Origin of the sequence: Shewanella sp. 10N.286.51.B7 (assembly GCF_002873615.1) — a bacterium.
Lineage (GTDB): Bacteria > Pseudomonadota > Gammaproteobacteria > Enterobacterales > Shewanellaceae > Shewanella > Shewanella electrodiphila.
On sequence record NZ_MCUF01000037.1, the window covers coordinates 125,473 to 151,623 of the forward strand.

Annotated in this window: 22 protein-coding genes; 8 read left to right on the forward strand and 14 right to left on the reverse strand. The window is 41.7% G+C overall.

Translation table 11 applies throughout. The annotated features are described in order from the left end of the window. Nucleotides 1-27 precede the first annotated feature (27 nt). From ubiH to gcvP, 5 genes are all read left to right on the forward strand, one after another. Entirely contained in the window at nucleotides 28-1,359 is a 1,332-nt protein-coding gene (gene ubiH / locus BCU84_RS11800; protein WP_102528277.1) for a 2-octaprenyl-6-methoxyphenyl hydroxylase, read from the forward strand. Between the two features lie 58 nt (nucleotides 1,360-1,417). Continuing rightward, on the forward strand, nucleotides 1,418-2,629 hold the full coding sequence (locus BCU84_RS11805; RefSeq protein WP_102528278.1) for an FAD-dependent oxidoreductase: 1,212 nt from the start codon (nucleotides 1,418-1,420) through the stop codon (nucleotides 2,627-2,629). Between the two features lie 275 nt (nucleotides 2,630-2,904). After that, the gene (gcvT, locus tag BCU84_RS11810; RefSeq protein WP_102528279.1) at nucleotides 2,905-3,999 is read left to right on the forward strand and encodes a glycine cleavage system aminomethyltransferase GcvT; all 1,095 of its coding nucleotides are present in this window, start codon (nucleotides 2,905-2,907) and stop codon (nucleotides 3,997-3,999) included. 263 nt (nucleotides 4,000-4,262) lie between these two features. After that, nucleotides 4,263-4,652: a glycine cleavage system protein GcvH gene (gcvH, locus tag BCU84_RS11815; RefSeq protein ID WP_102528280.1), complete on the forward strand. Its 390-nt coding sequence runs from the start codon at nucleotides 4,263-4,265 to the stop codon at nucleotides 4,650-4,652. A gap of 175 nt (nucleotides 4,653-4,827) precedes the next feature. Next, a complete protein-coding gene (gene gcvP, locus BCU84_RS11820) occupies nucleotides 4,828-7,716 on the forward strand; it encodes an aminomethyl-transferring glycine dehydrogenase (RefSeq protein WP_102528281.1) in 2,889 nt (962 codons plus the stop codon). Nucleotides 7,717-7,966: 250 nt separating this feature from the next. Here the strand turns inward: gcvP and BCU84_RS11825 are convergent, their stop codons facing one another. Further along, nucleotides 7,967-10,915, reverse strand: a complete 2,949-nt coding sequence (locus tag BCU84_RS11825; RefSeq protein WP_102528282.1) for an NB-ARC domain-containing protein — start codon at nucleotides 10,913-10,915, stop codon at nucleotides 7,967-7,969. Nucleotides 10,916-11,423: 508 nt separating this feature from the next. Here BCU84_RS11825 and BCU84_RS11830 point away from each other — a divergent pair. Further along, nucleotides 11,424-12,434, forward strand: a complete 1,011-nt coding sequence (locus BCU84_RS11830) for a hypothetical protein (protein WP_102528283.1) — start codon at nucleotides 11,424-11,426, stop codon at nucleotides 12,432-12,434. 287 nt (nucleotides 12,435-12,721) lie between these two features. On the opposite strand, the gene BCU84_RS11835 is transcribed toward BCU84_RS11830, so the two are convergent. Both BCU84_RS11835 and BCU84_RS11840 read right to left on the reverse strand, forming a co-directional pair. Continuing rightward, a complete protein-coding gene (locus BCU84_RS11835) occupies nucleotides 12,722-13,228 on the reverse strand; it encodes a DUF2726 domain-containing protein (RefSeq protein WP_102528284.1) in 507 nt (168 codons plus the stop codon). 87 nt (nucleotides 13,229-13,315) lie between these two features. Continuing rightward, nucleotides 13,316-14,344 carry a hypothetical protein gene (locus BCU84_RS11840; protein ID WP_102528285.1) on the reverse strand — a complete coding sequence of 343 codons (1,029 nt, stop codon included), beginning with the start codon at nucleotides 14,342-14,344 and terminating at the stop codon, nucleotides 13,316-13,318. A gap of 316 nt (nucleotides 14,345-14,660) precedes the next feature. Between BCU84_RS11840 and BCU84_RS11845 the strand changes: the two genes are divergently transcribed. Both BCU84_RS11845 and BCU84_RS11850 read left to right on the forward strand, forming a co-directional pair. After that, nucleotides 14,661-15,278 (forward strand): hypothetical protein, encoded by a 618-nt coding sequence (locus BCU84_RS11845; protein WP_133146640.1) that lies wholly within the window; start codon nucleotides 14,661-14,663, stop codon nucleotides 15,276-15,278. Between the two features lie 194 nt (nucleotides 15,279-15,472). Next, entirely contained in the window at nucleotides 15,473-16,168 is a 696-nt protein-coding gene (locus tag BCU84_RS11850) for a DUF1826 domain-containing protein (protein WP_102528287.1), read from the forward strand. A gap of 304 nt (nucleotides 16,169-16,472) precedes the next feature. Here the strand turns inward: BCU84_RS11850 and BCU84_RS11855 are convergent, their stop codons facing one another. From BCU84_RS11855 to BCU84_RS11905, 11 genes are all read right to left on the reverse strand, one after another. Beyond that, a complete protein-coding gene (locus tag BCU84_RS11855; RefSeq protein ID WP_102528288.1) occupies nucleotides 16,473-18,176 on the reverse strand; it encodes a Na(+)/H(+) antiporter subunit D in 1,704 nt (567 codons plus the stop codon). Beyond that, on the reverse strand, nucleotides 18,163-18,513 hold the full coding sequence (locus BCU84_RS11860) for a hypothetical protein (protein ID WP_102528289.1): 351 nt from the start codon (nucleotides 18,511-18,513) through the stop codon (nucleotides 18,163-18,165). Before BCU84_RS11860 ends, BCU84_RS11855 begins: the two co-directional genes overlap by 14 nt. After that, nucleotides 18,503-19,993, reverse strand: a complete 1,491-nt coding sequence (locus BCU84_RS11865; protein WP_102528290.1) for a monovalent cation/H+ antiporter subunit D family protein — start codon at nucleotides 19,991-19,993, stop codon at nucleotides 18,503-18,505. Before BCU84_RS11865 ends, BCU84_RS11860 begins: the two co-directional genes overlap by 11 nt. Then, nucleotides 19,990-21,468, reverse strand: a complete 1,479-nt coding sequence (locus BCU84_RS11870; protein WP_102528291.1) for a monovalent cation/H+ antiporter subunit D family protein — start codon at nucleotides 21,466-21,468, stop codon at nucleotides 19,990-19,992. Before BCU84_RS11870 ends, BCU84_RS11865 begins: the two co-directional genes overlap by 4 nt. After that, a complete protein-coding gene (locus BCU84_RS11875; protein WP_102528292.1) occupies nucleotides 21,468-21,830 on the reverse strand; it encodes a cation:proton antiporter subunit C in 363 nt (120 codons plus the stop codon). Before BCU84_RS11875 ends, BCU84_RS11870 begins: the two co-directional genes overlap by 1 nt. After that, nucleotides 21,811-22,845: a Na(+)/H(+) antiporter subunit B gene (locus BCU84_RS11880; RefSeq protein ID WP_277868763.1), complete on the reverse strand. Its 1,035-nt coding sequence runs from the start codon at nucleotides 22,843-22,845 to the stop codon at nucleotides 21,811-21,813. The genes BCU84_RS11875 and BCU84_RS11880 overlap by 20 nt, the downstream gene beginning before the upstream one ends. Nucleotides 22,846-22,862: 17 nt before the next feature. After that, nucleotides 22,863-23,204, reverse strand: coding sequence for a monovalent cation/H(+) antiporter subunit G (gene mnhG / locus BCU84_RS11885; protein ID WP_102528294.1), 342 nt, complete (start codon nucleotides 23,202-23,204; stop codon nucleotides 22,863-22,865). Continuing rightward, complete coding sequence (locus BCU84_RS11890; protein ID WP_102528295.1) at nucleotides 23,201-23,497, reverse strand: monovalent cation/H+ antiporter complex subunit F; 297 nt, start codon at nucleotides 23,495-23,497, stop codon at nucleotides 23,201-23,203. Before BCU84_RS11890 ends, mnhG begins: the two co-directional genes overlap by 4 nt. Continuing rightward, nucleotides 23,497-23,997 carry a Na+/H+ antiporter subunit E gene (locus tag BCU84_RS11895; RefSeq protein WP_102528296.1) on the reverse strand — a complete coding sequence of 167 codons (501 nt, stop codon included), beginning with the start codon at nucleotides 23,995-23,997 and terminating at the stop codon, nucleotides 23,497-23,499. Before BCU84_RS11895 ends, BCU84_RS11890 begins: the two co-directional genes overlap by 1 nt. Nucleotides 23,998-24,133: 136 nt before the next feature. Continuing rightward, entirely contained in the window at nucleotides 24,134-24,571 is a 438-nt protein-coding gene (locus BCU84_RS11900) for a Rap1a/Tai family immunity protein (RefSeq protein ID WP_102528297.1), read from the reverse strand. 981 nt (nucleotides 24,572-25,552) lie between these two features. Continuing rightward, nucleotides 25,553-26,017: a Fur family transcriptional regulator gene (locus BCU84_RS11905; protein WP_102528298.1), complete on the reverse strand. Its 465-nt coding sequence runs from the start codon at nucleotides 26,015-26,017 to the stop codon at nucleotides 25,553-25,555. Between the last annotated feature and the right edge of the window lie 134 nt (nucleotides 26,018-26,151).

Sequence of the window (26,151 nt, forward strand, 5' to 3'; positions counted from 1 at the left end):
TCTAATTAATAAAAAGAACACGCTTTTATGACCCAGCCAGAAACACTTTCAACGTCTACTAAGCCTATTTCGAGTAACACAACGACAAATAAGCCTATTGCTAATAACGATGCAGAAAAAGTGGATATCACCATTGTTGGTGGTGCGATGGCAGGGGCCAGTCTCGCATTGGGTTTAGCCCAGCTTTCTGAAAAATATCAAACCAAACTTAACCGACCGTTATCAATTGCCATTATTGAAGCCGTAGCACCAGATGCCAATCATCCAGGGTTTGACGCGCGCTCTATTGCCATCGCTCATGGCTCAGTATTTGAATTAACTCGTTTAGGTATTTGGCCAAAACTTGCAAGCCTTGGCACCGAGATTGAAAACATCCACATATCCGATCGTGGTCATTTCGGCATGACAGAACTCAACGCTGAGCAGTTTAATCTCTCGTCCATGGGCCAAGTCGTTGAGCTGGCTAAAGTCGGTAAGGTCTTGTTTGATGAGTTAAAGCAACATGACATTAAGCTTTATTGCCCAGCGACCTTAGACGCCCTTGAAACTGACGCAACAGGTCACAGCTTAACCCTCAGTAATGGCCAGCAAATTCGTACTCAGTTGCTTGTAGCTGCTGACGGCGCACACTCCAAAGTACGCCAAGCACTAAAACAAGACATTGAAAAAGTTGAGTTTGACCAAGTCGCACTCGTTGCCAATGTACAAACTGATAAGCCGCATCAAGGTTGGGCTTATGAGCGGTTTACCGACACTGGGCCTTTAGCGTTACTGCCGATGTCATCTGAATCTGTACAAGGTAAAAGCCATCAGCCACGTTTGTCATTGGTGTGGGCGCTTGATAGTGAGCAAGCACAAGCACTTAAAACCGCGCCTAAAGCTGAGTTTTTAGCATCATTACAACGCGCGTTTGGCAACCGAGTAGGGCGCTTTACCGATGTAGGCGAGCGTGTCAGTTATCCACTGACATTGTCGTATATGCCGAGACCGATATACCATCGCACGGTATTTATTGGTAATGCTGCGCAAACCTTGCACCCGATTGCAGGCCAAGGGTTTAACTTAGGTTTACGTGATGTGGTCGGCTTAATTGATGCCATAGAAACAGTCATCAAACACAGCCTGCAACAGCAACAAGCATTAGATATTGGCCAACACACTGTAATACATGATTATCTGTCACTGCGTGAAGCTGATCGTAGCAATACCATCAACAATGTAGAGTTTTTAGTGCGCGGCTTCTCAAATCAGTACTGGCCATTAGTCGCTGGGCGCAGTCTAGGGCTAAGATTGTTGTCATGGTGTCCGCCGCTCAAAGCGCCTATTGCCCATAAAGCAATGGGTTGGAAAAGTGCCTAAAGATTGCAAGTGCAGTTATAAAGCATCTCAGTAAACCGATTGAAGATTAAGGATTAACATGTTTCAAACTCAGACCTATGATGTAGCCATAGTTGGCGGTGGAATGGTTGGCTTGGCAACGGCAATCGGTTTAGCCGAGGCAAACTTAAATGTGGTGGTGATTGATGCGGGCCAAACAGAGGCAGTGTCAGGTGAGCCACGTTTACGTGTGAGTGCGATTAACAAAGCCAGTGAGCGATTACTAACAAACTTAGGTGCTTGGCAATACATTGACCAAGCCCGCACTGCGCCTTATCAAAAAATGGCCGTATGGGACAAAGACGGCTTAGGCAAAATTGCCTTTGATGCCGCCAGCATCAGCGAGCCATCCCTTGGGGCGATAATCGAAAACCAATCCATCAGTTACGCCTTAGCCAAGCGCACCAGCGAATTAACTAACATTACCCATCTTGAAGGCCAGCGACTTGAACGCATCGCTTTTGGTGAACGTGAGTCTTGGTTAACCTTAGATAACGGCGAAAACTTAAGTGCTGCGTTAGTGGTTGCAGCTGATGGCGCTAACTCTTGGGTGCGAACCCAGTGTCAAATTCCACTGACCTTTTGGGATTACGGCCACCACGCCATTGTAGCCACCATTCGCACGAGTCAGCCCCATGAAGACACTGCCCGTCAGGTGTTTTTAGCCGACGGCCCATTAGCATTACTGCCACTATACGAAGACAATCTTTGTTCTATCGTATGGTCAGTATCGCCACAAGAAGCCGAAAGGCTATTAGCGTTATCGCCTGAAGAATTTTCTAAAGCTTTAACCGCAGCATCTGATGGTCGCTTAGGCGTATGTGAACTGGTTAGCGAGCGTCAATCACACCCACTGCGTATGCGTTATGCACGCCACTTTGCTCGTCATCGTTTGTTATTGGCAGGCGACGCCGCCCACACCATTCATCCGTTAGCAGGCCAAGGGGTTAACTTAGGCTTTTTAGATGCGGCCAGTATTATCGAAACCGTTAGCGAGTTACATGACGCGGGTAAAGATCTCGGTGATTACGCCAACCTTCGTGCACTAGAGCGCTGGCGAAAAGCTGAAGCGATAGAGATGATCAGTGCAATGGAAGGTTTCAAACGACTATTCGCAGGCAGCAATCCAGTTAAAAAAGCCTTACGTGATTTGGGTTTAAACCTGATTGATAATGTCGCTGGACTAAAAACAGTGTTCATCAAACAGGCTATAGGCAATAAACTGAAACTTCCTAAACTTTGCCGTGAGTAAAATTTGATATCACTTCGGCCTAAAACCTCTTATATATCAGGGGATCGGCCGAAGTAGATGAAATTCTTGTAAAAAAACTACACCCTTCGCATTAGTTAAACTAATGTTAAAATCTCGGATTAGAAAATTTCCTACTATACAAAGTTCACCCTATGGGTATAATTTTGCCCCATTCATAGCCGTGAATATCGGAAAGACGATATTTCCAATGTTCACGGTATATAAATCGCCTTCACCTGTTGTACCCTCAGAAGGCTCATAAAAAAGAGATAATAATGGCTAATAAAACTGTACTCTTTAACAAGCACTTAGAATCAAACGGCAAGATGGTAGATTTCCACGGTTGGGATATGCCACTTAACTATGGTTCACAAATCGAAGAACATAACGCAGTGCGCCAAGACGCAGGCATGTTCGATGTATCACACATGACAGTGGTTGATGTGACAGGTACCGATGCTTGTGCATTCCTACGCAAATTATTAGCAAACGATATTGCTAAGCTAAAAGTCGCTGGCAAAGCGCTTTACAGCGGCATGCTAGACGACAACGCTGGCGTTATCGACGACCTCATTACTTATTACCTTACTGATACCCATTACCGTGTGGTGGTTAACTCAGCCACTCGCGTTAAAGATTTAGCCTGGATGGAAAAACAGTCAGCAAGTTTTGATGTGACCATTACTGAGCGCCCTGAGCTTGCAATGATTGCTGTGCAAGGTCCTAACGCGAAAGCTAAAGCGGCTACAGTATTCAGCGCTGAGCAAAACGCCGCCGTTGAAGGCATGAAAATGTTTTTTGGTGTGCAGTCAGAATCATTATTTATTGCGACCACAGGTTACACCGGCGAAGCGGGTTACGAAATCATCGTCCCAGAAGCTGAAGCCGCTGCATTATGGCAAGCACTGCTTGAAGCTGGCGTAAAACCATGTGGCCTAGGCGCACGTGACACCCTACGTTTAGAAGCGGGCATGAACCTATACGGTTTAGACATGGATGAAACCATTAACCCGTTAGCAGCAAACATGGGCTGGACTATCGCATGGGAGCCAGAAGATCGTGACTTCATTGGCCGCGCAGCACTAACAGAAATTAAAGCAGCAGGGCCAGACAAATTAGTTGGCCTTATCATGGAACAAAAAGGTGTATTACGTCACGGCATGCCAGTGTTCTTCACTGACGCAGATGGCGTTGAACATGAAGGTTCGATCACCAGCGGGACTTTCTCGCCAACTTTAGGCTATTCAATTGCCATGGCGCGTGTACCTAAAGGTATTAGTGATACGGCTGAAGTCGAAATGCGTAAAAAGCGCGTAGCTGTTAAAGTCATTGCACCAAGTTTCGTACGTAACGGTAAACAAGCATTCTGATGTTAGCAGCGAATTGCGCTAAATCGGTTAATTTTTTTGTCGCCTGTACTCATTGATAGTGACACATAAGCTATCAACTCCATACAGGCTGCTCAAATTTAATCGATTTCACAGCACGTTTTGCGACTAACATATTTTGGTATAAGCACTTATTTAGATAATATCAATCAATAATCAACGAATTGATGATTAAGTACTTATCCCATTAACCCAAATTATACTAATAATTGCGCTTTAAATTTATAGATATAGGAATTACGATAATGAGCAACATTCCAGCTGAACTTAAATATGCTTCATCTCATGAGTGGATCCGTAAAGAAGAAGACGGCACTTACACTGTGGGTATCACTGAGCATGCACAAGAGCTATTAGGTGACATGGTATTCGTAGAATTACCAGAAGTTGGCGACACAGTAACAGCTGGCGAAGATTGCGCAGTAGCTGAATCAGTTAAAGCAGCGTCAGACATCTACGCACCGATTTCAGGTGACGTAGTGGCAGTAAACGAAGCATTAGAAGATTCACCAGAATTAGTAAACAGTGAAGCATTTGGCGAAGGTTGGTTCTTCCGCGTTAAGCCATCTGACGAAGCTGAAGTGGCTAACCTGTTAGATGCTGACGGTTACCAAGAAGTGATTGACGAAGAATAATCGTCGACGCTAATAGAAGCTCCCCTGGGAGCTTCTTTTGTTTTGCCTTTAAAAATTTATTAATGGCATAAGCGATCCTTACGCTTGCTATTAAAGTATTGCACAACAACATTTTTCCCTAGACCAGTTTAATGCCCTACAGCTTGATTCTGGCAGATTTGGAACACGACTTCTCATGACAAAGCAAACCCTAACTCAATTAGAGCAACACGAATTATTTTTAAGCCGACATATCGGCCCTAACCAAGCTCAACAGCAAGAAATGTTGAACTATGTTGGCGCAGAATCGCTTGAAGACTTAACCGCACAAACTGTGCCTGGTTCAATTCGTTTACCGCAAGAGTTGACCATTGGTGATTCATGTGGCGAAGCGGAAGGCACAGCCTACATCCGCACCATTGCTGATAAAAACAAAGTATTCAAAAGCTACATCGGCATGGGCTACTACGGTACTGAAGTACCAAACGTCATTTTACGTAACGTGTTTGAAAATCCGGGTTGGTACACAGCGTACACCCCGTACCAGCCAGAAATTGCTCAAGGTCGTTTAGAAGCCATTCTTAACTTCCAACAAGTGTCGATGGACTTAACCGGTCTTGACCTTGCATCAGCATCACTACTTGATGAAGCGACCGCCGCTGCTGAAGCAATGGCAATGGCAAAACGTGTGTCTAAAGCCAAAAAAGCCAACATCTTCTTTGTGGCAGACGACGTGTTCCCACAAACATTAGATGTAGTGCAAACCCGCGCAGAATGTTTTGGTTTTGAAGTGATTGTTGGCCCAGCAGCAGAAGCCGCAAACTACGAGCTATTTGGCGCATTATTCCAGTACACCAACCGTTTTGGTGAAATCACCGACAACACTGAACTGTTCGCTAAGCTTGCTGAAAAGAAAGCGATTGTGACTGTTGCTGCTGACATCATGTCACTGGTAATACTTAAGTCACCGGGTTCAATGGGCGCAGATATCGTATTTGGTAGCGCGCAGCGTTTTGGCGTACCAATGGGTTATGGTGGACCACACGCTGCATTTTTCGTTGCACGTGATGCACACAAACGTTCAATGCCTGGTCGTATTATTGGTGTATCAAAAGATACACGCGGTAATGACGCACTGCGTATGGCAATGCAAACACGCGAGCAACACATTCGCCGTGAAAAAGCCAACTCAAACATTTGTACTGCACAAATCTTATTAGCGAATATGGCGTCGTTCTACGCCGTGTTCCATGGCCCACAAGGGCTTAAAACCATTGCTAGCCGCATTAACCGTTTAACTGACATTCTAGCGACTGGCCTTAAAGCCAAAGGCGTTGAGTTAGTTAACAACACTTGGTTCGACACCATTAGTGTTAAAGGCTTAGACGTAGCAGCAGTTACAGCTCGCGCTGTCGATGCAGAATTAAACTTACGTATCGATGCTGACGGCATTTTGGGTATCAGCTTAGATGAAACCACCACACGCGAAGATATCGACCAGTTATTGACTGTGATTATCGGTGAAGGTCATGGCCTTGATGTTACGGCTATCGATGGAGACATCGTAGGTAACGGCTTTAGCTCAATCCCAGCAGAGCTTGAGCGTAAAGATGCCATCTTGACTCACCCAACATTCAATCGCTACCAAAGCGAAACTGAAATGATGCGTTACATCAAGCGTCTAGAAAACAAAGATTTAGCCCTAAACCATTCAATGATTTCATTAGGCTCATGTACCATGAAGCTTAACGCAGCCGTTGAAATGCTACCGGTAAGCTGGCCAGAATTTGCCAACATGCACCCATTCTGCCCGTTAGACCAAGCGCAAGGTTACACTCAGCTAATCAATGAGTTATCTGACTTTTTAGTTAACATCACAGGTTACGATGCCGTTTGTATCCAGCCTAACTCAGGCGCACAAGGCGAATACGCTGGACTGCTAGCGATTAAGAAATACCACGAGTCACGCGGCGAAGGGCACAGAGACATCTGCTTAATCCCACAATCTGCTCACGGTACTAACCCTGCATCGGCGCAGCTTGCAGGCATGAAAGTGGTCGTGACAGCATGTGATAAAGAAGGCAACGTCGACGTAGAAGACTTACGTGCAAAAGCCGCTGAGCTTGCTGACAACTTATCGTGCATCATGATCACCTACCCATCGACTCACGGTGTGTATGAAGAATCAATCGCTGAGATTTGTGAAATCGTCCATGAGTATGGCGGCCAAGTTTACCTTGATGGCGCAAACATGAACGCACAGGTTGGCTTAACGTCTCCGGGCTTTATTGGCGCAGACGTATCGCACCTTAATCTACATAAAACCTTTGCTATTCCACATGGCGGCGGCGGACCAGGTATGGGCCCAATCGGCATTAAAAAGCATTTAGCGCCGTTTGTAGCAGGTCACCAAATCGTAAAACCAGGCCGCGAAAGCGACAACAATGGCGCAGTATCAGCCGCGCCATACGGCAGTGCAAGCATCCTACCTATCAGCTGGATGTACATTAAACTGCTAGGCACCGAAGGCGTGAAACAGTCTACTCAAATGGCACTGCTAAACGCTAACTACGTAATGAAGAAACTGTCAGGTCACTACCCAGTATTATTCACTGGCCGTAACGACCGTGTAGCGCACGAATGTATTATCGACTTACGTCCGCTTAAAGAGTCTTCAGGCATTACCGAAATGGACATTGCTAAGCGTCTAAACGATTACGGATTCCATTCGCCAACCATGAGCTTCCCAGTAGCGGGCACCTTAATGATTGAGCCAACAGAGTCAGAGTCAAAAGTTGAGCTAGACCGTTTCGCAGAAGCGATGATCTCAATACGCAAAGAGATCGCCAAAGTAGAATCAGGCGAGTGGCCAAGCGACAACAACCCACTGCATAACGCACCGCACACCATGGCCGACATCATGGACCCAGCGTTTGATACACGTCCTTACAGCCGTGAAGAAGCCGTGTTCCCATCAGCAGCGGTTAAGGCGAATAAGTTCTGGCCGACAGTGAACCGTATTGATGATGTTTATGGAGACCGCAATCTAATGTGTTCTTGCGTCCCTCTGAGTGACTACGAATAATTGCTGCTTGGGCTCGCTATTACTGCGTTGAACCTCGGCTCCAGTGCTCATTGACAACAGTCAACTCCGCGCTAGAGCCTTCGGTTCGCCTTGTACTAGCTTCGCTAGCGACGCAATTATGGTGGTAGCTGGCTTCATTTAAGTTTGGTTATTGGTAAAAAGAAAAAGCGAACCGATTGGTTCGCTTTTTTAATGCTAATCATTCCACCTCAAAATTCAACAGATAAATGGTTCTTTCAGTATGTCTATTTTAAGTGAACTCTTGAATTAGCATTTGGAATTCATTTGATGGACTACCTTGTTCAATATAATCAACTACGGATTTATAACTTTCACAAATTCGGTATTGTTTCATTGTAGGTTTTTTGGGATCTTTATAGTTTTTAATTACACCTTTATCCATTAATTCAGGCAATAGTTTTACAGCTGAAAGTTTCTTTCTGACTTCCTCTTGTTTTCTTGGGTAAAAGTTACCTCTTTGGTAAAATAATCTAAAAACTTTTTCCAAATCAGATTTTATTATATCTAATGTATTACTCGATTCTTCTTGTTTTTCAGATAATAAGTGCTGTATTGAAGTAACATCACAGCTTTTACTGAACAGTCCATCAGGAATCTTATAATTAACTCCTGCTCTAGGATCTATATCTTTAAATATAGAATGATGAAAAGCAGTATTTTCATCTATACTGCATTCCCAAAAATATTCATAATTATTGAATGTGCAATTTAGCAGTTCCTTACCTCTAAAATCGAATGTAGGCTTTGAGCTTGAGTCACCGAATATATCGACCAAACAAACTCCTACTAATTGATTTTTTTCACCAAAAAGCTTTTCCAGTAAATCAGATCTTGAATTAACATTTGATTGTCTTTCACTACCATTTTGAAGCAAGGTTAAAAGAAATGAGACAATAGAAGAAACAAATGTTTCACGATTGACACCTTCGATAGTTGCGACAGCCTCTATTGCATCGATGCAAAATAAAATTAATTCATCATTTAGATTTAATTTTTCAGCTACTAGATCAGTAAAGCTACTATCGTATTTTAGATAACCACTAACAATCCGAACTAATTGCTCACTAATACTCTTAGGTTCTTTTTGTTTAAAAAAGTCATAGACTAAAAGAGCTTTAAAATATGTGTCAAAAACATCATATCTAAAATAAATCATGTTATTTTCACATTGAATTAAGGGATGACCTTTTATTTTCTCTATTAATGAGTTGTCAAAATCAGTAGTAATTTCTTTTAATTCTTCTTTTATGTCATATAAACTAATTCCATTCTGCTTATTTGAAGCGATGCGAATGAAAAGTTCAACTTGCTGATCAATTGAAAGGCTTTCTAGCTTGACTATTTCACGTCGACAAACTTGAGCTACGAGCTGATCAGTATGATTATCTGAGATTAAATATTTACTTTGAAAATATTCTTGATTACTTGCTGTTATATCCTGTGAGTTAATTAGATAACCAATCATATCTAGCAAAAATGGAATGTATGTTTTGCTATTATAATCATCTGAACCAACAGAAGTTTCGATGGCTAAATCATCAGCCATAACCATAGCCTTTTGTACTTTCTTTTTATCACCTTTAAGTTTTTGTTCAAAAAACTCATGTGCTAAGTTCTGGTTAAATGCTTTTAAAGTGAGTTCTGGTAAAATTATTTTTTTACCTACTTCATTCCAGAAATGATCTCGACAAGTTATTAGCACTTTGGTTTTATGCAAGCCTGATGAGTATTCCTCAAATATCGAAATGATAAATTGTTCTACATCGAATTTATCTCCCAACTTGGCTATTACCTCATCAATACCGTCAAGTACGACAATTAAACTACCATTATCAATAGACAGTTGTAACGACTCTTTATCAAATCGAGCCCCTTCAATTTCATCCGCATCCATTAGTGCTTTATAAAAGTCGAAAACATCTGAAACTTTATTCTCAATACTAAAATTCCTAGATAACTCACTGATAATCTCTTTTGAGTCGATAAATAATATACCAGTCTCTGAAGTGTCTACACTTACTGAATCTAAGAATTGCTTGGCTAAAGTTGTTTTACCAATTCCTCCATGACCACTTACTACAAAAAGTGGTTCATTTTCAGAGTTTAACCATTCTTTTAACCTGTTAATTGCTGGTAAATCAAAATTTTCATCATCATCATCATCATATAAACCATCTACATAAACAGGCAGGTTAAATTTTTCATACGGTAGTATGCAATCCTTATATAGATGCTCATAACCAAATTCATCAATAAAAAAAACATACTCAGAGCTAAATAGCTTTTTAATATTAGTTTTTCGTCTTTCTACATCCTTTATCTTTGGTCTATCAATTAAGATAATTGAAGATGATATATTTTTAAGTAATTTCTTATTTTTTATGTCTGCGAATGTTTTTCCTTGATTTGAAGATTCATGGATGTAAACAAATTCCCTTAATCCTGAGAATTCATCTTTTAGCCTATAAACTTCGTAGATTATATTGTCTTTCCACCGCTTTTCTTTAATTGGAAAGTTTTCAGCTAACGAAAAGCTTGAGTTTTTATCAATAAAAAGTTGAATGGTTTTTTCAATTGATTTCTCGGATGTGACAAGTTGATCTTCAGTATTCATTTTCTTGTAAAGATTCGATTCTCTGAACTTATTAAATTCAGATTTTAGACTTTCTATTTCATAAGGAGTGGCCGTACGAACTTCGTCAGTTTTCTGACCTTTACGAACTAAAATAGCACCTTCATCTAGATGTCGTGTTTTTGTTTTAATGCTCTGTTTTAATTCAATTAAGTCTATTGGGCTTGGGATCTCAAAAACTAATAAAGCATCTGACTCTATAGTTATAAGGTCAATATTTATATCTAACAGTGCAGGTTTTGTACAACGTTCTAATTTTTGTAGAAGAATTTTTTTGAAATTTATTAAGTTTTTTAATTGCTTAACTTTATCTAAATCCAAGTTATATGTTGCCTTCTCTTCCTCTGAAAAGCCAAACACTAGGTAGCGGTGCTCACCTACCTTATTTATGTAGCCATTAGCTAAAGATATTATATCTTTAAGTAACTCGCCCCATTTATCTGACATTTCGTCGTTAGGAGTAGAGTCATCCCAGTACCATTGTCTTTTAAATTCGAGTGTTGGCGATTCTTCTTGTTTTAATAGAATCGAAATATCCATTCGCATCAAAATTTCCTTGATAAGTGCATAAATGTCTAGGGAGCTCACTGTGTCAGCGTAAACTTTTCACTTTTTGCTTGTGTGTTCAAATGAACTGGCTTTTACAAGCGAATGATTGGCTTCTTCTTCCCTGAAAGGCGTTCTCTTATTGGATTAAGAGCTTGGCCTGCGTTTGTTTTTTTTATTGGTGATACATTACGCTATTGGGTCTGTTTATTGCAATGGGTTAGCGCACTGTTTTGTCTGAAAAGTTGATATAAAATCATTTAAAAGTAGGATGTTACATTATGTAACTTATGTTTTCGCACGGTATGTTGGTTTGTTTGTTTCGGTGGCTTTAGCTGTTTCTTTTACTTAATTGTTTTATTCGTGAAATTTGGTGTTCAATTATTTGACTTAGGTCTTCTTTATTCTCATTTGGCCTCAGTCAAAAGGAAACGCTGTCATGTTAAAATTTACAGTATTCAGCCGCATCGGCTGTTAGTGAATAACATGTACAGGTTGACGAAGATTAATGATTTCAGGTGAACACTTTAGCTTTACAATTTCAGAATTAGAACTTCTTTTTAGAGTGCAATATAGTGCACTTGAAACAGAAAAAAATACAGGTCAATCTAGCTCCCGTTTCCGTAACCTTCTTCGTTCTAAAGAGTCAACTGAGTCATTTGAAAAGCAAAATTTCTTGCTAAAGCAACAATGGTTAGATGACTGGTCAAGTGCCACTTCTAAGCTGTTAAATATTCAACTTCGTGATACAGATTTACATCAAGATATTCAATTGTGTTTTAGTGAGTGGAGTAATGCAAAGGTAACTGCTTTCTTAGTTGAAGCAGTAACGTTCACGCCTTATACCGCTGTAGGTGATAAAGAGAAAGATAAACGCTTCTCCGATATTAAGTACAGTGAAGAAAAATTGAAGTTGAGCTTTGCTAACATCTTGTCAATCACTGTGGAAGAGGTTGACAGAATAAGCAATGTTTATATCAAGACGATTAAAGCTATCCATAAAGAAACTAACAATAATAATACTTTACTAATCTTAAGCGCTGCAGCAGCGGTTTCATTATTGATGGCCCCGTACTTGGCCGCAGGTATTGGTGGGCTAATGGGGTTATCTGGAGCTGCAGCAACAAGCGCTGGCCTGGCGATGCTTGGTGGAGGCTCATTGGCTGCAGGAGGTTTTGGGATGGCTGGCGGCTATGTAGCGACTATGGGTGGTGGTATTCTACTTTCATATGGCGCAAATAAAGCATCTATAAATAAAGAACTAGAAAGTATTAACTCAAATGAGCTTGTTATTTCTAGTTCGAAGTTTGCGGCTTTTTTAGAGCATTACAAAATGTTGCTAAGCCTACCTGACCGACAAACTCTAATGCTAAGCACATGTTCATCATTACGTGATTTACAATCCGTATTTGAATCTGATGCGGACAAGGCATTCGTAAATGGCGATAAAAAAAATGGAAAAACCATTGAAGATAAAGTACAGAAGATTGCAGCCTTTAGAAGAATAATACGAGCTTAATAAAAAATAAGTGGGATCAAATTAAACTTTTCATTTTGTGCTTGAGTGGTTCAAATGAACTGGTTTTCTACAAGCTAATGATTGGCTTCTTCTTCCCTGAAAGGCGTTCTCTTATTGGATTAAGAGCTTGGCCTGCGTTTGTTTTTTATTGGTTCTACAATAAGCTATTTTTTTAACCAATTGCAATGGGTTAGCGCACTGTTTTGTCCGAAATTTTGAAATTAAATCATTTAAAAAGCAGGGTGTTACAATATGTATCGTTAATTATGTTTTGGTGGTACAGATTGCTAAAGACTACCTTTGATTTCAGGTGTTATAGACTGTTCAATGACTTGCTTTACTTCTTGCACCGAATATCTCGCTTTGGCTGGAAATCGTATGAGCGGTAGTCGGGCACTTTCACAAGCTTCATTAATGAGTGCGTCACGTTTTTGAGCTTGTTTGCTGTTATGGCTTTTATCATCTAGCTCTATGGCTGCAACAAACTCCATGGTGTCGGGTTTACACAATATATAGTCGAAGTGCTTGGCTGAAATTCGATTAAATGCGGTTTGCCAATTGCTTCGGTTCAAGCCTTTTTCTGGGGTAAGCACATCGGCAACTCGCACTTTGGCAAATACACGATATTGATCTGCACAGGCGGTATCAAGCACACCCAAGAATGAGCGTTCTGCATTGCTGAATAACTTGGTTTTACGGCGATAATTTAATTGCTGAGGGCGGCTAATAAAGGCGATAAATAGCCTAATAAGCACGATAAATACAAATGCTAAAATAAGGTAGGTGAAATCCATTATTCATCCTTGAATTGAAATAAGTAATATGTGGGGCCAGACTCTGCCCCCACATATTTATTGTTGCTAACTACAATAAATTATCACCTAGCGAAGAGACCTAATTAATATCCAGAATGAGCACAGTGGAGCCAGTATTATGGCTAAATCATATTTTGTGGTGGTATACATGAAAGCAACAATCGCCATCCAAAACAAAAGATAGTAATAAGTAAAGATACGACCCATCTTATGTGCCTTGCTCTGGTATCTATTATGGATAGCCAGCCTAATACCAAAAAATGGAAATAAAAGAACACTCCAAACAATAAGCGTACTAATGCCAGAAGGTAGATCACCTATTGAGTTACGCAAAGGGATTGTAATTGCGTAGTTGAATGCAATGACTATCGCCAAGCCAATAACATCGAGTGAAATGTCAGAAAATTCAGCATCCGTATTGCCACTAACACGCGTCATGATGACCTGGAAGTAAAGATTATACGAAGCCAAAAAGCCAACAGCGATTACTATCAAGTAGAGCACATTAACTGAAAACATCATTAACCCATTCGAAAACTTAAAGCCTAAGTAGTCTTCCATGTAGTAATGCAACAATTGCGGCGCAAGCTCTATTCCATATGAAGCAATATATAGACTAATCGCGTTATCAAACAAACCTAGAGGCAGACGCACCCCAAGCATAAACCCTATAGGAGCCAACAAAATATAGGCTAACAAGACAGTAATCATCGGGAGCGAGATTGTCACCAAAACCATGCTAACCGTCTTAAAAAACCATTGATATAGCTTTTCCTCTTTTCTTCGGTAAAAGTTACCAGCGCAAAGAGAGATAGTTAATATTAGCCAAAACGGGTGTGTAAAGAAAAACAAGGGGGCTTTAGTGGCAACAACTAAGATAGTTTCAAAATTATCAAAAATCCCATAAACAAGCGTGCCCAGTATCACCAGCCCTATAGTTATTAACCAATACGACACATCAGAACTACCTTGCCCTATCGAAGCTCCTGAATTGCCACTGCTTCCTGAATTCATGTTTCCACTCATCATGTCATCATGGTCTTTTTCGATCTGAGTCATGAGTCGCTCTTCTTCATGTGTTCGATAATTTGCCATATGTCTTTACTTCCCTGAATACGAATGAATAAGTGGGCTAGAGTAAACTTCTCAATTGTGCTTGTGTGGTTCAAGTGAACTGGCTTTTTACAAGCGAATGATTGGCTTCTTCTTCCCTGAAAGGCGTTCTCTTATTGGATTAAGAGCTTGGCCTGCGTTTGTTTTTTATTGGTTATACATTACGCTATTATTTCTTTTTATTGCAATGCTTTAGCACATGAAATTGAAATTAAATGGTAAAAGTGACAAAGTCGTATTTCAGGTTTTTTGATTATTCTTGGCAATGGAATGAAGTGGGGGGGGTGTTAGAGTGTCAGTGATAAACAAATTAGCTTTACTGAGTGAGCAACTTGGCGCTTTATCAGAGTCTTATGATAAACAACGCCCTTTAAGGGAGCTAATTGAACCTTATGAAGCAGTATTAGTTCAGATTGATTCTATATATTTGCAGCTTCAGCAAGGTGTGGCAGTAAGTAAAAAGCTGGAATTGGCTGAGGCGCTCGAGCTGTACGCTGAAAATATCAGTCAGTTAGTCTGTTTATATCGTCAGTTTTATCAGCCTCATAATGTGGTGACTATAGCGAAGCGCATTGTTAGTTTGTCGAGTATTCCGGTGCTGCCAGATTGCTTTGCACATTTGTATCTCACATTACTTGAGTGTTTCTCAAGTGTGCATGAATTAAATAGCTGGGAGTTTGATTTAGAGCCCTTGAGTCAACAAATGCTAGCGTTTACTGAGGCAGGGTATCAAAAAACGCCTCAGTTATGGTCTGAAGCTTACGCATGGAATCTTGCGACCTTAGCATTTTGTATTACTGAGCATTCACGGGAAAGTCTGCAAAGACACTACTACCAGCGAAGCTTCTCAATCTTTGAGCAATATAATCTCACCATTCCGAAAATATGGCAGCAAGAGTATTTACGCTTTCTATAGCAGTCGTAAATTCTGATCCCCATAAGCCATCCTTCACTTGTTACTTGGTTATTATACAGGCTATCAACTTTTACTAATTCGATGCACATGTTATGTTGTAACGTATCTTTGATGAGTTTTAGTGCTGTTTCATTAATGTCATTGGATATTTTCTGCAGCACCACAGGATTGATTTACATAATAGGAGATACTCAATGAATGCTGCACTTTCTGAGCCGTTATCTGACGCGGCCTTTTCTACACAAAACAGTATCGAAGAAAGTTACACACAACGCTCCAGTGTCGGTATACAAGCCAATGTATTGGCTGATATCTATAAAGAGAATATCAATATTGCCCTGTGGCAACGTGCTTTTAAACCTGAGCTTGTAACTGCAATTAGTGAGTTTGTGGCGTTAAACCCTCGTTTGAGTAAATCGGTTACTGTCAGTCCCAGTTCTGCATTTGAAATACTTGATGATGCGACAGATGGCACAGCGCCCAAAGCACTGTTAGAGGATATCGCAGAGTTAGTTGATATGTTCTGTTGTTTGTTTGAACTTGACGATGTTGGCCTTAGATTAGCCACGTTACACGGCGCCATGTGCCCACGATTTCATGTTGATAAAGTGCCGTGTCGTTTGGTGACCACTTACCACGGCATTGCAACGCAATGGCTAAATGAATATTCCCTAGATCGTTCTAAACTAGGCCATGCAAGTAACGGCAAGCCCGATTCAGAGTCTGGTTTATATGCTGATGATTCTGACATTCAGCAGATGACATGCGCAGATGTGGCCTTACTTAAAGGTCAGTCTTGGATTGGAAATGAAAACACAGCACTGGTTCACCGTTCACCTGCAGTAGCGACGGCCGGAGCGAGGTTGTTACTCACGTTAGATTTTGCATAGGTAATTATTTACATATTGGCAGAATATGTAGCGCCACAATAATTGAATCACTATGCAAGTGGAGTTACAAACAAAGTGATTTTACACGCTATTATTCGATAAACTTCATTGAATATGATTTGCAAAACTAAACTTGTTTCCATTTTGAAAAAGTTAACTTTACTGAATAACGTTCTGAAATAACGTGACTGAAATAGAAAAGGCTAGACCCATTCGGGTCTAGCCTTTTAGTCATTGTCTGTTTGCTATTACCTTATTTACAAAGGTACATGTGACTTCTTGATTGGCTATGCCACTACAATGCTTAGTTCACAAAGCCAATAAACAAGTAAGTTGCCAAAATCACTGCGACCCACAGCACCATGTTACCTGATGGGTAATCACTGGAGATAAAGCTTCCTGCACCGCCTTTATTCTGGCGAGATAAAAACTTCTGGCATTGGTCTAACTTGCCTCGTACTGATTGACGAATATCGCCATCTACTTTCCAAATGACATCAAAAACGCGTTGTAGTGCATTAGGCACTAAGCGCCTGTATACCCAATCTACATCAAGGTGAGTAGAGCGCAGCTCAGGTGGATACATCCCTTTTAAATTCAACCAAACGAACGCTAATGCTGAGAACAGTAATAACTGAGTCTGAGCCAGTACATGGGTCGCATCATATGGGTTATAGCCCGTATCGTAAGGTAGCAGAGAGTAAAGCGCTGCAGGGTAAATACCAATACCAATACATAGACAAGCGGCAATGAACATCGCTGTTAACATGTTGACTGGTGGGTCATTGGCTCGAATACCCGAGTCATGGGCGAAGAAGGCAAAATATGGGATCTTAATACCTGCGTGGTGGAATACACCCGCCGAGGCAAACAGTAGCATTAACCAAACCCAGTCATGACCAGTCTCCATCGCTGCAGACATTACCATTGATTTACTCACAAAGCCGCTAAACAGTGGGAATGCTGAAATAGACGCTGCGCCGACAATACATAATATTGTGGTTTTGGGCATCGTCTTATAGAGACCCCCGAGATCTGAACCATTTATTCGGCCAGTCATATGCAGTACGGCGCCCATACTCATAAACAGTAAGCCTTTAAAAATCACATCATTAAACGCATGAGACACTGCGCCATTTAATGCAAGGGAAGTCCCGATACCGATCCCGACTACCATAAAGCCCACTTGGTTTATCAAACTGTAGGCTAACACTCGACGAAGATCGTTTTCGATCACTGCAAAGAAGATAGGGAAACAGGTCATTGCCGCGCCGATATAAATCAGTATTTCTGTGCCAGGGTAGGCACGAGCAAGGGCATAAACCGCAACCTTGGTGGTAAAGGCGCTGAGTAAAACAGTACCGGTTGGTGTTGCTTCTGGGTAAGCGTCGGTAAGCCAAGTATGAGCAAAAGGAAACGCACACTTAATGCCAAAGGCGATAAAGATAAGCCAGCCAGCAATGCCATTTAAACCGATATAGTCAAAGGCAATACTACCTGTCTCGTTGATATAAAATAGCGCGCCAACTAACAGAATAACCCCAGAGAGTACCTGCATGATGAGGTAGCGCATCCCCGCGCTATATGCTGCTGGAGTACGGCGGGCCCACACTAGAAATACAGAGGTAAAGGCGAGTAGCTCCCAAAACACGAATAGGGTTAACAAGTCACCGGCAAATACGGCGCCAATGGCACTACCTGCGTATAGCATAGCGGCAACTTGTTGCACTGTATCTTTAACGTGTAATGAGTAGACGATGCCAATAAATGCGGCAATATGGAAAATATAGCCAAACATCAGACTTAATTTATCTGCGCGATAAGGGACTAATTCATAGTCTAAAAACATCAATTGCAAATGGACGCCTTCTGGCACCGTCCACAAATGCAATCCGCTGATCACTGGGATCGCTATCATCAAGGCACCGCGCAACTTTCCACGAGTTGTAGCAGCAATCAATCCGCCAATGATAAACAGCACAAACGGCGGTAACTCAAGCATCCACATCGCGATCACCTTTATTGTTATTGTTAGCTTCTTTGGCGTGGCCATCGCTGACGTCGACTATTTCAATTTTGCTATTATCAAGCTCTTCAACGGGCCCATAATAATCTTCTGGACGCATCAAAAAGCTGCGCATCCAACTGGCGACCACAACAAGGATCACACAACCGACAAAGCCATAAATTGGGTAAAAAGCAGGTAGGTTTTCCCAGCTATGGTAAACATGGCGATGAATGACAAAATCAAGTACCACTAACAATGCACAGCAGGTGTATAACAGGTATAAAATCCGCTGGATGTTTTTGGGTTTATCAAAGAGGTACTGCTTCTCATTGTCCATGGTTGACTCCAGATACAGTCAAAATAGCTTTCGCCAATTCATAAAAGGGCTGTGGATGAATGAACATAATCAAGCAGCCTAAGGATGTGATAACTATTGCAATTAAAGATGGCATAGGGGCTTCTTTAATACCGTTATTTGACGGCTTAAATCCTTTACCTGGGAAAAAGGCATGGTAAGGAATTGGCAGAAGGTAAGCGATATTAAGTAGTGAACTGAGCATTAAGGCAACCATGACAACCCAATAGCCGGTTTCAATAGTGCCCATTAATAGGAACCATTTACTCCATGTTCCTCCTGCTGGTGGAACGCCAATAATGCTAAGACTAGCAATGAAAAATGCGGCCATGGTGATTGGCATGGTATAGCCAAGTCCGCGTAGCTCACTTACCTTAGATTTATGGCTAGCTACCAAAATGGCTCCGGCACAAAAGAACAGGGTAATTTTGCCAAAGGCATGGGAGGCGATATGCATTGAGCTACCGATAACACCTGATGATGTGGCCAGTAGGGCACCGATGGTGATGTAGCCCAGCTGACTTATCGTAGAGTAGGCCAATCTTGCTTTTAAATTATCTTGTCGCATGGCCACAATCGAGGCCATCACCACAGAGAAAGTCGCTAAATAAAGCAAAAATTCTGTAGTTGGCAACTGTGGCAGTAAATCGAGACCAAAAATGAAGATACACACTTTTAATACTGTAAATACCCCAGCCTTTACCACTGCCACGGCATGTAAAAGTGCACTGACAGGCGTTGGTGCGACCATTGCTGCAGGTAACCAGCGGTGAAATGGCATCATAGCCGCCTTACCAATACCAAATATAAACAGGACTAATATAGCGCCCGCTACAGTGGTATTCACATTGGCATCAAATACACCGCCAGCGGTAAATTCGAGGGTGCCACTAACAAACCAAGTTAAGATGATGGCTAATAGGAAAAAGGCCACAGAGGTACTAAGCAAGATACCAAGGTAAACCCGCCCCCCTTTTTTAGCTTTATCTGTACCCGCATGAGTCACTAGCGGGTAGGTAGACAGTGTGAGTACTTCGTAAAACACGAATAGGGTAAATAGGTTAGCAGAAAAGGCGAGGCCCATGACGGCACTAATCGCTAAAGCAAAACAGATGTAAAAGCGGGTTTGGTTTTCTTCTTCATGACCACGCATATAACCAATGGCATAAATGGTCGTAATTAACCAAAGAAAACTGGCAATTAACGCGAATAACATGCCTAGAGGTTCTACTACAAAGCTTACCTCTAAACCTGGCATAAGCTCCCACCATGAGACCTCAATGCTGGTGCCAGCGTTGAGCGCTTGATAGAGGTTTATCACGCAATAAAGTACCACAAGACTGGTACTGATAGTGACAGCCTCACGTAGGTTAGGTTTCTTTCCTGTTGCAGCTATTGCAAAGGTTGCCAGCAGCGGTAATAGGATAGTTAGCTGTAACATCAGCGCTAAAGATGGATTCATGGGTTTATTCCAAACAAGCTTTGAGAAGCCGCCTGTGCCACTTGCACACTCAGGCGAGTATCGATACCGAAATAGATATTAGCGAAGACGAGGATCCAGATTGGAACAAGGAAAGTCCAAGGTGCCTCTTTAACGGCTTCACGACCAGGTAATGGCGGTTTGAAATAAGCCATTTCTACAATGCGCCAGATATACACAATGGCCAGCAATGACCCTAATAGGATAAGTACCGCAACAGGCCACATACCTGCTTCAACACTAGCCACAAGCAGATACCATTTACTGACAAAGCCGACGGTTAACGGCACACCAATCAAACTGAGACCACCGATAACAATGGCAGACATGGTCAATGGCATTTCTCGGCCTAGCCCTTGGAACTGTTTGAGCTGGACGCTGCCAATTCGGTACATTACTGCGCCTAATGCTAAAAACAGTGCACCTTTCATTAATGCATGGTTAAACAAATGCAGTAAGGTTGCCATTACCCCGGTACTGGTATTTATCGAGTAACCGATGATCATATACCCCACTTGAGCGATGCTCGAGTAAGCTAGGATATGTTTCACATTTTGCTGATAAATCGCAGTGATAGAAGCGGCAAATACCCCCACAAGTCCAAGCACCATTAAAATGCTTTGTAGTGGCAACGAGGTGAACGAGAAAGAAATCCCAAATACGGTAAAGGTGAAGCGGATCAGCAGGTATACAGCGACTTTAGTTGCTGTAGCGGCTAAAAATGCCGTTACTATTGAAGGCGCATAAGCGTATGCATTTGGTAGCCAAAGATGTAAAGGGAATAGGGCTAGCTTCAAACAAATGCCGACGATCAAAAATGCGAAGGCAACAAATACTGTTCGGGTATGACCAACATCCACTAATCGGGTGGCCAGATCGCTCATGTTTAACGTGCCCGTCATTTGATAGAGCATGCCGATACCAATCAAAATAAAGGTCGCACCGATGGTGCCCATGATCAGGTATTGGTAGGCTGCCCATAACGCGCGTCTGTCTCTACCTAAACCTATTAAGGCATAAGCAGATAGAGAAGAAATCTCTAAAAATACAAACACATTAAACGCATCACCGGTTGCGACGATGCCGAACATGCCAGTTAATGACAGTAGGTATAGACTGTAAAATAAGGTGTGGCGATCTTCGTCGAGTTCTTTTTGTATGCTGGTGTTAGCGGCAAACAACACCACGGTTCCAATGGTGGAAATAATCAGCAGTAAGAAAGCGTTAAGCTTATCGATGCGATATTCAATTCCCCAAGGTGCTTCCCAGCCCCCGAGTTCATAGATAATCGTACCTGACTTCATCACTTCAATGAGCAGTAATATGCTGTTGACGCAGGTTGCAGCACAGACTATTAAGGCAAATATCCACACTAGTTTAGAGCGGTTTAAGAACCAGCATAGCGGGGCTGCAATTAGCGGCACCACAACTTGTAAAATAGGCAGGTGAGCTAACACTATGATTCATCCTCGCTGAGCTGATCTTGTTTTTGGATCTCATCTTCTTCGACACAGCCATAGGCTTCTTTGATTCTGATGACCAGTGCTAAACCAAGTGCTGTGGTTGCAATACCTACCACAATGGCGGTAAGAATTAACACGTGGGGCAGAGGGTTAGAGTAATCACTGATCCCTTCAGCAATAATCGGCGCACTGCCGCGCTCGACCATGCCGACGGTGATATAAAAGATAAACACTGAGGTTTGGAAAATGGTGAGTCCAACTAGCTTTTTAACCAAGTTTCCGTGGGCGATAACGATATAAAAGCCAATCATCATCAACAATACGACGATCCAATAGTTATAGAGTCCGAGAAACATCCTGCTCCCCTTTTAGTTTTTGTTCTTGTTCTGATTGTTGTTTCTCTGCTTGAATTTCAGCTTGAGCTTGTCTGCGACCATCAAAGTTGAAGAAGATACTCAACATGACTGAGGCAACGGTGATGCCTACGCCTAATTCAATCAGTAATATGCCAATGTGTTGACCTGAAACAGGATCATCAGCCAGTACGTTGTAGTCTAAGAAGTTAGCGCCATTGAGCATGGACACAACCCCGACACAGGCGTAAAGCAGCAACCCAACTGCGGCTAACAGTTGAATCAAGGCTGGGTTGAATACTTTTTTAGCGGTATCTAAACCAAATAGCATGGTGTACAGAATAATTGCAGCAGCAAAAATAACGCCCGCTTGGAATCCGCCACCTGGGCCAAAGTCACCGTGAAATTGCACATACAATGCAAACAATAAGATGAACGGGATGAGCGTTTTACTGACAATACGCACCACCATATGACGTTCATGCATTTGTTCTTCTGTGGCTTCTTCAGATTTGATTTTTTTCCGGCGACGAGGCAGCGATAACAGAGAAAGCACACCAATGCCTGCAGTAAAGATAACGGCCACTTCACCTAAGGTATCAAATGCACGGTAACTACCTAAAACGGAAGTCACAATATTAGGTACACCGACTTCCTCCATAGAATCATGGATATAACGAGGGGCAACATGTTGATGAACAGGCGCCTCAGGATCACCGAAATAAGGCATATCTAAAGTGCCGTAAATCAGCATGCTACCAGTGACTAACACCACAAATAGCGCCAGAAAGGGTTTATGCCGTTTTGGCGCCTCTTTTCGGCCTGTTATGGTGATGGCCGCTAACATGAGTAAGCCAGAGATACCTGCACCAACAGATGCTTCGGTAAAGGCGACGTCTACTGCATCAAGCACCACAAAGAAACAGGCAGACAATAAGCCATAAATCCCAGTTAACATGACCACGGCTAATAGGTTTCTTGTGAATATGATTGCAACGGCAATAACGACTAAAAATATCAGTAGTACAATATCAACTAAAGCTTCGATGGCTTGTTCCCTCCCTGATTATCAGGCTTACCTTCTAGCGGTAATAAGCCATTACGTAATGCGGCTTTTGCTAAAGCATGGCTGGCAGACGGGTTGATAAATAGCGTGCACAATAAGATGAGTATTAATTTAATCAGCACTAAACCATTGGGGCTTTGTAGCATTAACCCAAATAGCACTAAACACGCGCCTAAAGTATCGGTGACACTCACAGCATGCATGCGAGTGTAAAAATCAGGAAATCGCAACATCCCCACGCCACCTGATAAGCAAAGGAAGCAACCAATTAGCAGGCTTAAACCGCTGATAATTTCGATTACGAGGTTCATTCTTCACCCTCCTTGGTTGAATGAGGCTTATAAGGAGCTACTTTAAATTCTGCTGAGTCAGAGTAGCGTAATACCCCAATCACACTGATAAAGTTAATCAAGGCGTATACAAGGGCGATGTCGAGAAACTCTGGACGGCCCATTAAAAAGCCCAATACAGATATCAATAGGATTGATTTGGTGCCAAACATATTGAAAGCGAGGATGCGATCGTAAAGAGTTGGGCCGACAATGCAGCGAATGATCGCTAACAGCATGACGACAAGAATTGCGATAGTAGCGGCAGCTAACATTAGTTTTCGAGCTCCCTTACCCGGCGATCCATATCGCCGGTTTTTAATGTATCGATATCATCCTTATGTAAAGCATGAACAGTGAGTTGATCATCAATTAAGTCTATGGCGACAGTCCCTGGCGTTAAGGTGATTGAGTTGGCGTAGATAACTTTATTAATGTCAGTGCACTGGCGTGTATCTATGGTGGCCAGAGTTGGCGAGATGCTGCTGTTACCCAACCAAATATGTTTAACCACACTGATGTTGGATAACACGACCTCTTTTGATAGCCATAACAGGTAGGTTGCCATATTGACCGACAGACTAATCGGATGAGATTCGTGGTCGATAACATCCATTTTCTGGGCGATATAGAGCACCAGCATGATCGAAGCTGCCCCTAATGACAGTAATAACGGGTTACTGTAGTTGGAGTTTATCCACCAAAATAGGGCTAAGGTTAATAACAGAATAAGCCTATGGCTCGGAAAAAAGCTGCTTTTCTTTTCTTGTGTCATATTCTCGAATACTTCGTGTTAATTAAGGACTGTGTAAACTTAGCGACTCAAAAATGATTGAGTTTTATGACAACGAACTATTCAAGTCGATGCAGTGCTAAGTTGATCATTGGCTTCATATAGCCTGTTCAATATTTTATTCACATGGTAATTCTGCTGATAACGCCTGATAAATTTTGCTGTGCAACAACTGTAAAGAGTCGGCAGAGGCTGGGAGTTGTTCAACCGTTCGGCCGACTATGCGTTCAATCAGCTGATCACGGGTTGCTTTTGTTGGGATACACACTTCGGTGATTTGCTTTTTTGACGTCTCGTTACCGACTCGGGTTTGGTAGGCTCGATCTGAAAAACCGCCAGCACTTTCTCTAATCTTATATTGGTAACTCGTATTTAAAGCGCCTGCGAGAAATCCCTGAATGTAATAAGTACAGGCTTTAGTTGAGCTGTCAGACGACGCATTTTTTAGCGACATGCAAGATGAAAGTACTAATTGTGCTTCATTTTTATCGGTATTTGCAGATGCTGGTAACGAGAAAGATAGCAATAATAGCGCTAAGAGTTGGATGATCTTCATGTAGCCCCCTTTTTATAATGGCTTAATCACAGATAAACATTAGCAAAACTAAAATTTATCAATGTTAGCAACAGCAAGTTTTCAGGTGCAGGCTGTTAGTCGCTTGCTAACCTATCAATGACTTGGCTTAAGGCAGTGTTTTATCGTCGATTTTATTCAGTTAGGTATTATTACAATCTGTACCTGGATAGGTATCGATATACTGACTGCTTTCAACTAATAAAGTAATTGCTAAAACACTGCAACTATAACAAAGGTTTAACAAATGAAACCTTGGCGGAAACAATTAATTTACACTGCCAATCTATTTATAACACAAATGATTTAAGTTTAAATACTAAGTGAGTGTAAAGTCGCATATTTTTCGTTATATGAAGGAATTTTTCAGTTACTTACCTAAGTCCTTGCTGAGCCTAGGCTGTAGGCTACTTTTAAACTGGTTTTAGTTTAAAACGCCAGTTAATTAAGGTACTGTTTCACGATTTTAAGGTGTGTTATTGCCTTGTGTTTAGGTTTTAATGGCGTTTTCTGCGGCAAGTTTTGTCAGGCTTTAGTTGAAAGCTCTAAATTGAGGGCTCTAAATTACGGGCTCTAGATTACGGGCTCTAGATTGAGGGTCTAGATTAAGGGCTTTAAATTGAGGGCTCTAGATTAAGGGCTCTAAATTGAGAGTTCTAGATTAAGGGCGTTAAATTGAGGGTTCTAAATTAAGGGTTCTAGATTAGGGGTTCTAGATTAAGGGGTTTAAATTGAGGGCTCTAGATTGAGAGTTCTAGATTAAGGGCGTTAAATTGAGGGTTCTAGATTAATGGGGCTAAATTAAGAGTTCTAGATTAAGGGCTCTAGATTAAGGACGGTAGAGTATGTGAATTGGTAACTTAACCAATGACACGCCCTAGTTTGAATGGAGAGTTGCACTGATTGTACCCAGCTTTGCATTGTATGAACCCAAAATCATCACCAGGCCAAGCGAAACAAAAGTTAATTTGAAGCTGCACAATCCTTACATAAGCATTGTATTTCAATCTGAGAATTGATGAGCTGAAAGTCAGCTTGTTTAATACTGTCTTTTAATGCCTCAATGACACTGGTTTGAATGCCTTTCTCTGCCACTTTACCGCAGGTTTTACAGATCAAAAATTGAGGAACTTCGTGGGCATGTTCGCAAGTGATGTGTGAACAAGCCAAATATTTATTTTCAGAAGATAATTTATGCACAAGCGGCAATTGACTCAGTATATCGAGCATGCGGTACACAGACATAGGGGCTAATGCTTCTTGATGTGTGGTGCGGTAGATATCAACAATTTCATAGGCTGAAAGGGGCTTACTGGAGTTCAGTAATACGCCTAAAACATTTTTTCTTTTCTCTGTTAACTTAACGCCATTGTCGCGACATATTTGCTCCGCTTTGGTAAAAATCGCAACGTTTTTGTGGGTAGGCATGGTTTGGCTCTAAAGAAATCAATGTTGCGCTATTATTTATCTTCGGGCTGAGATTGTAAATAATAAACCACCAAACATCTTTTTAAAGGTCGACTCAGGTTCAGATAGTGTGAGATAGGCGAGCCTATGAGCCA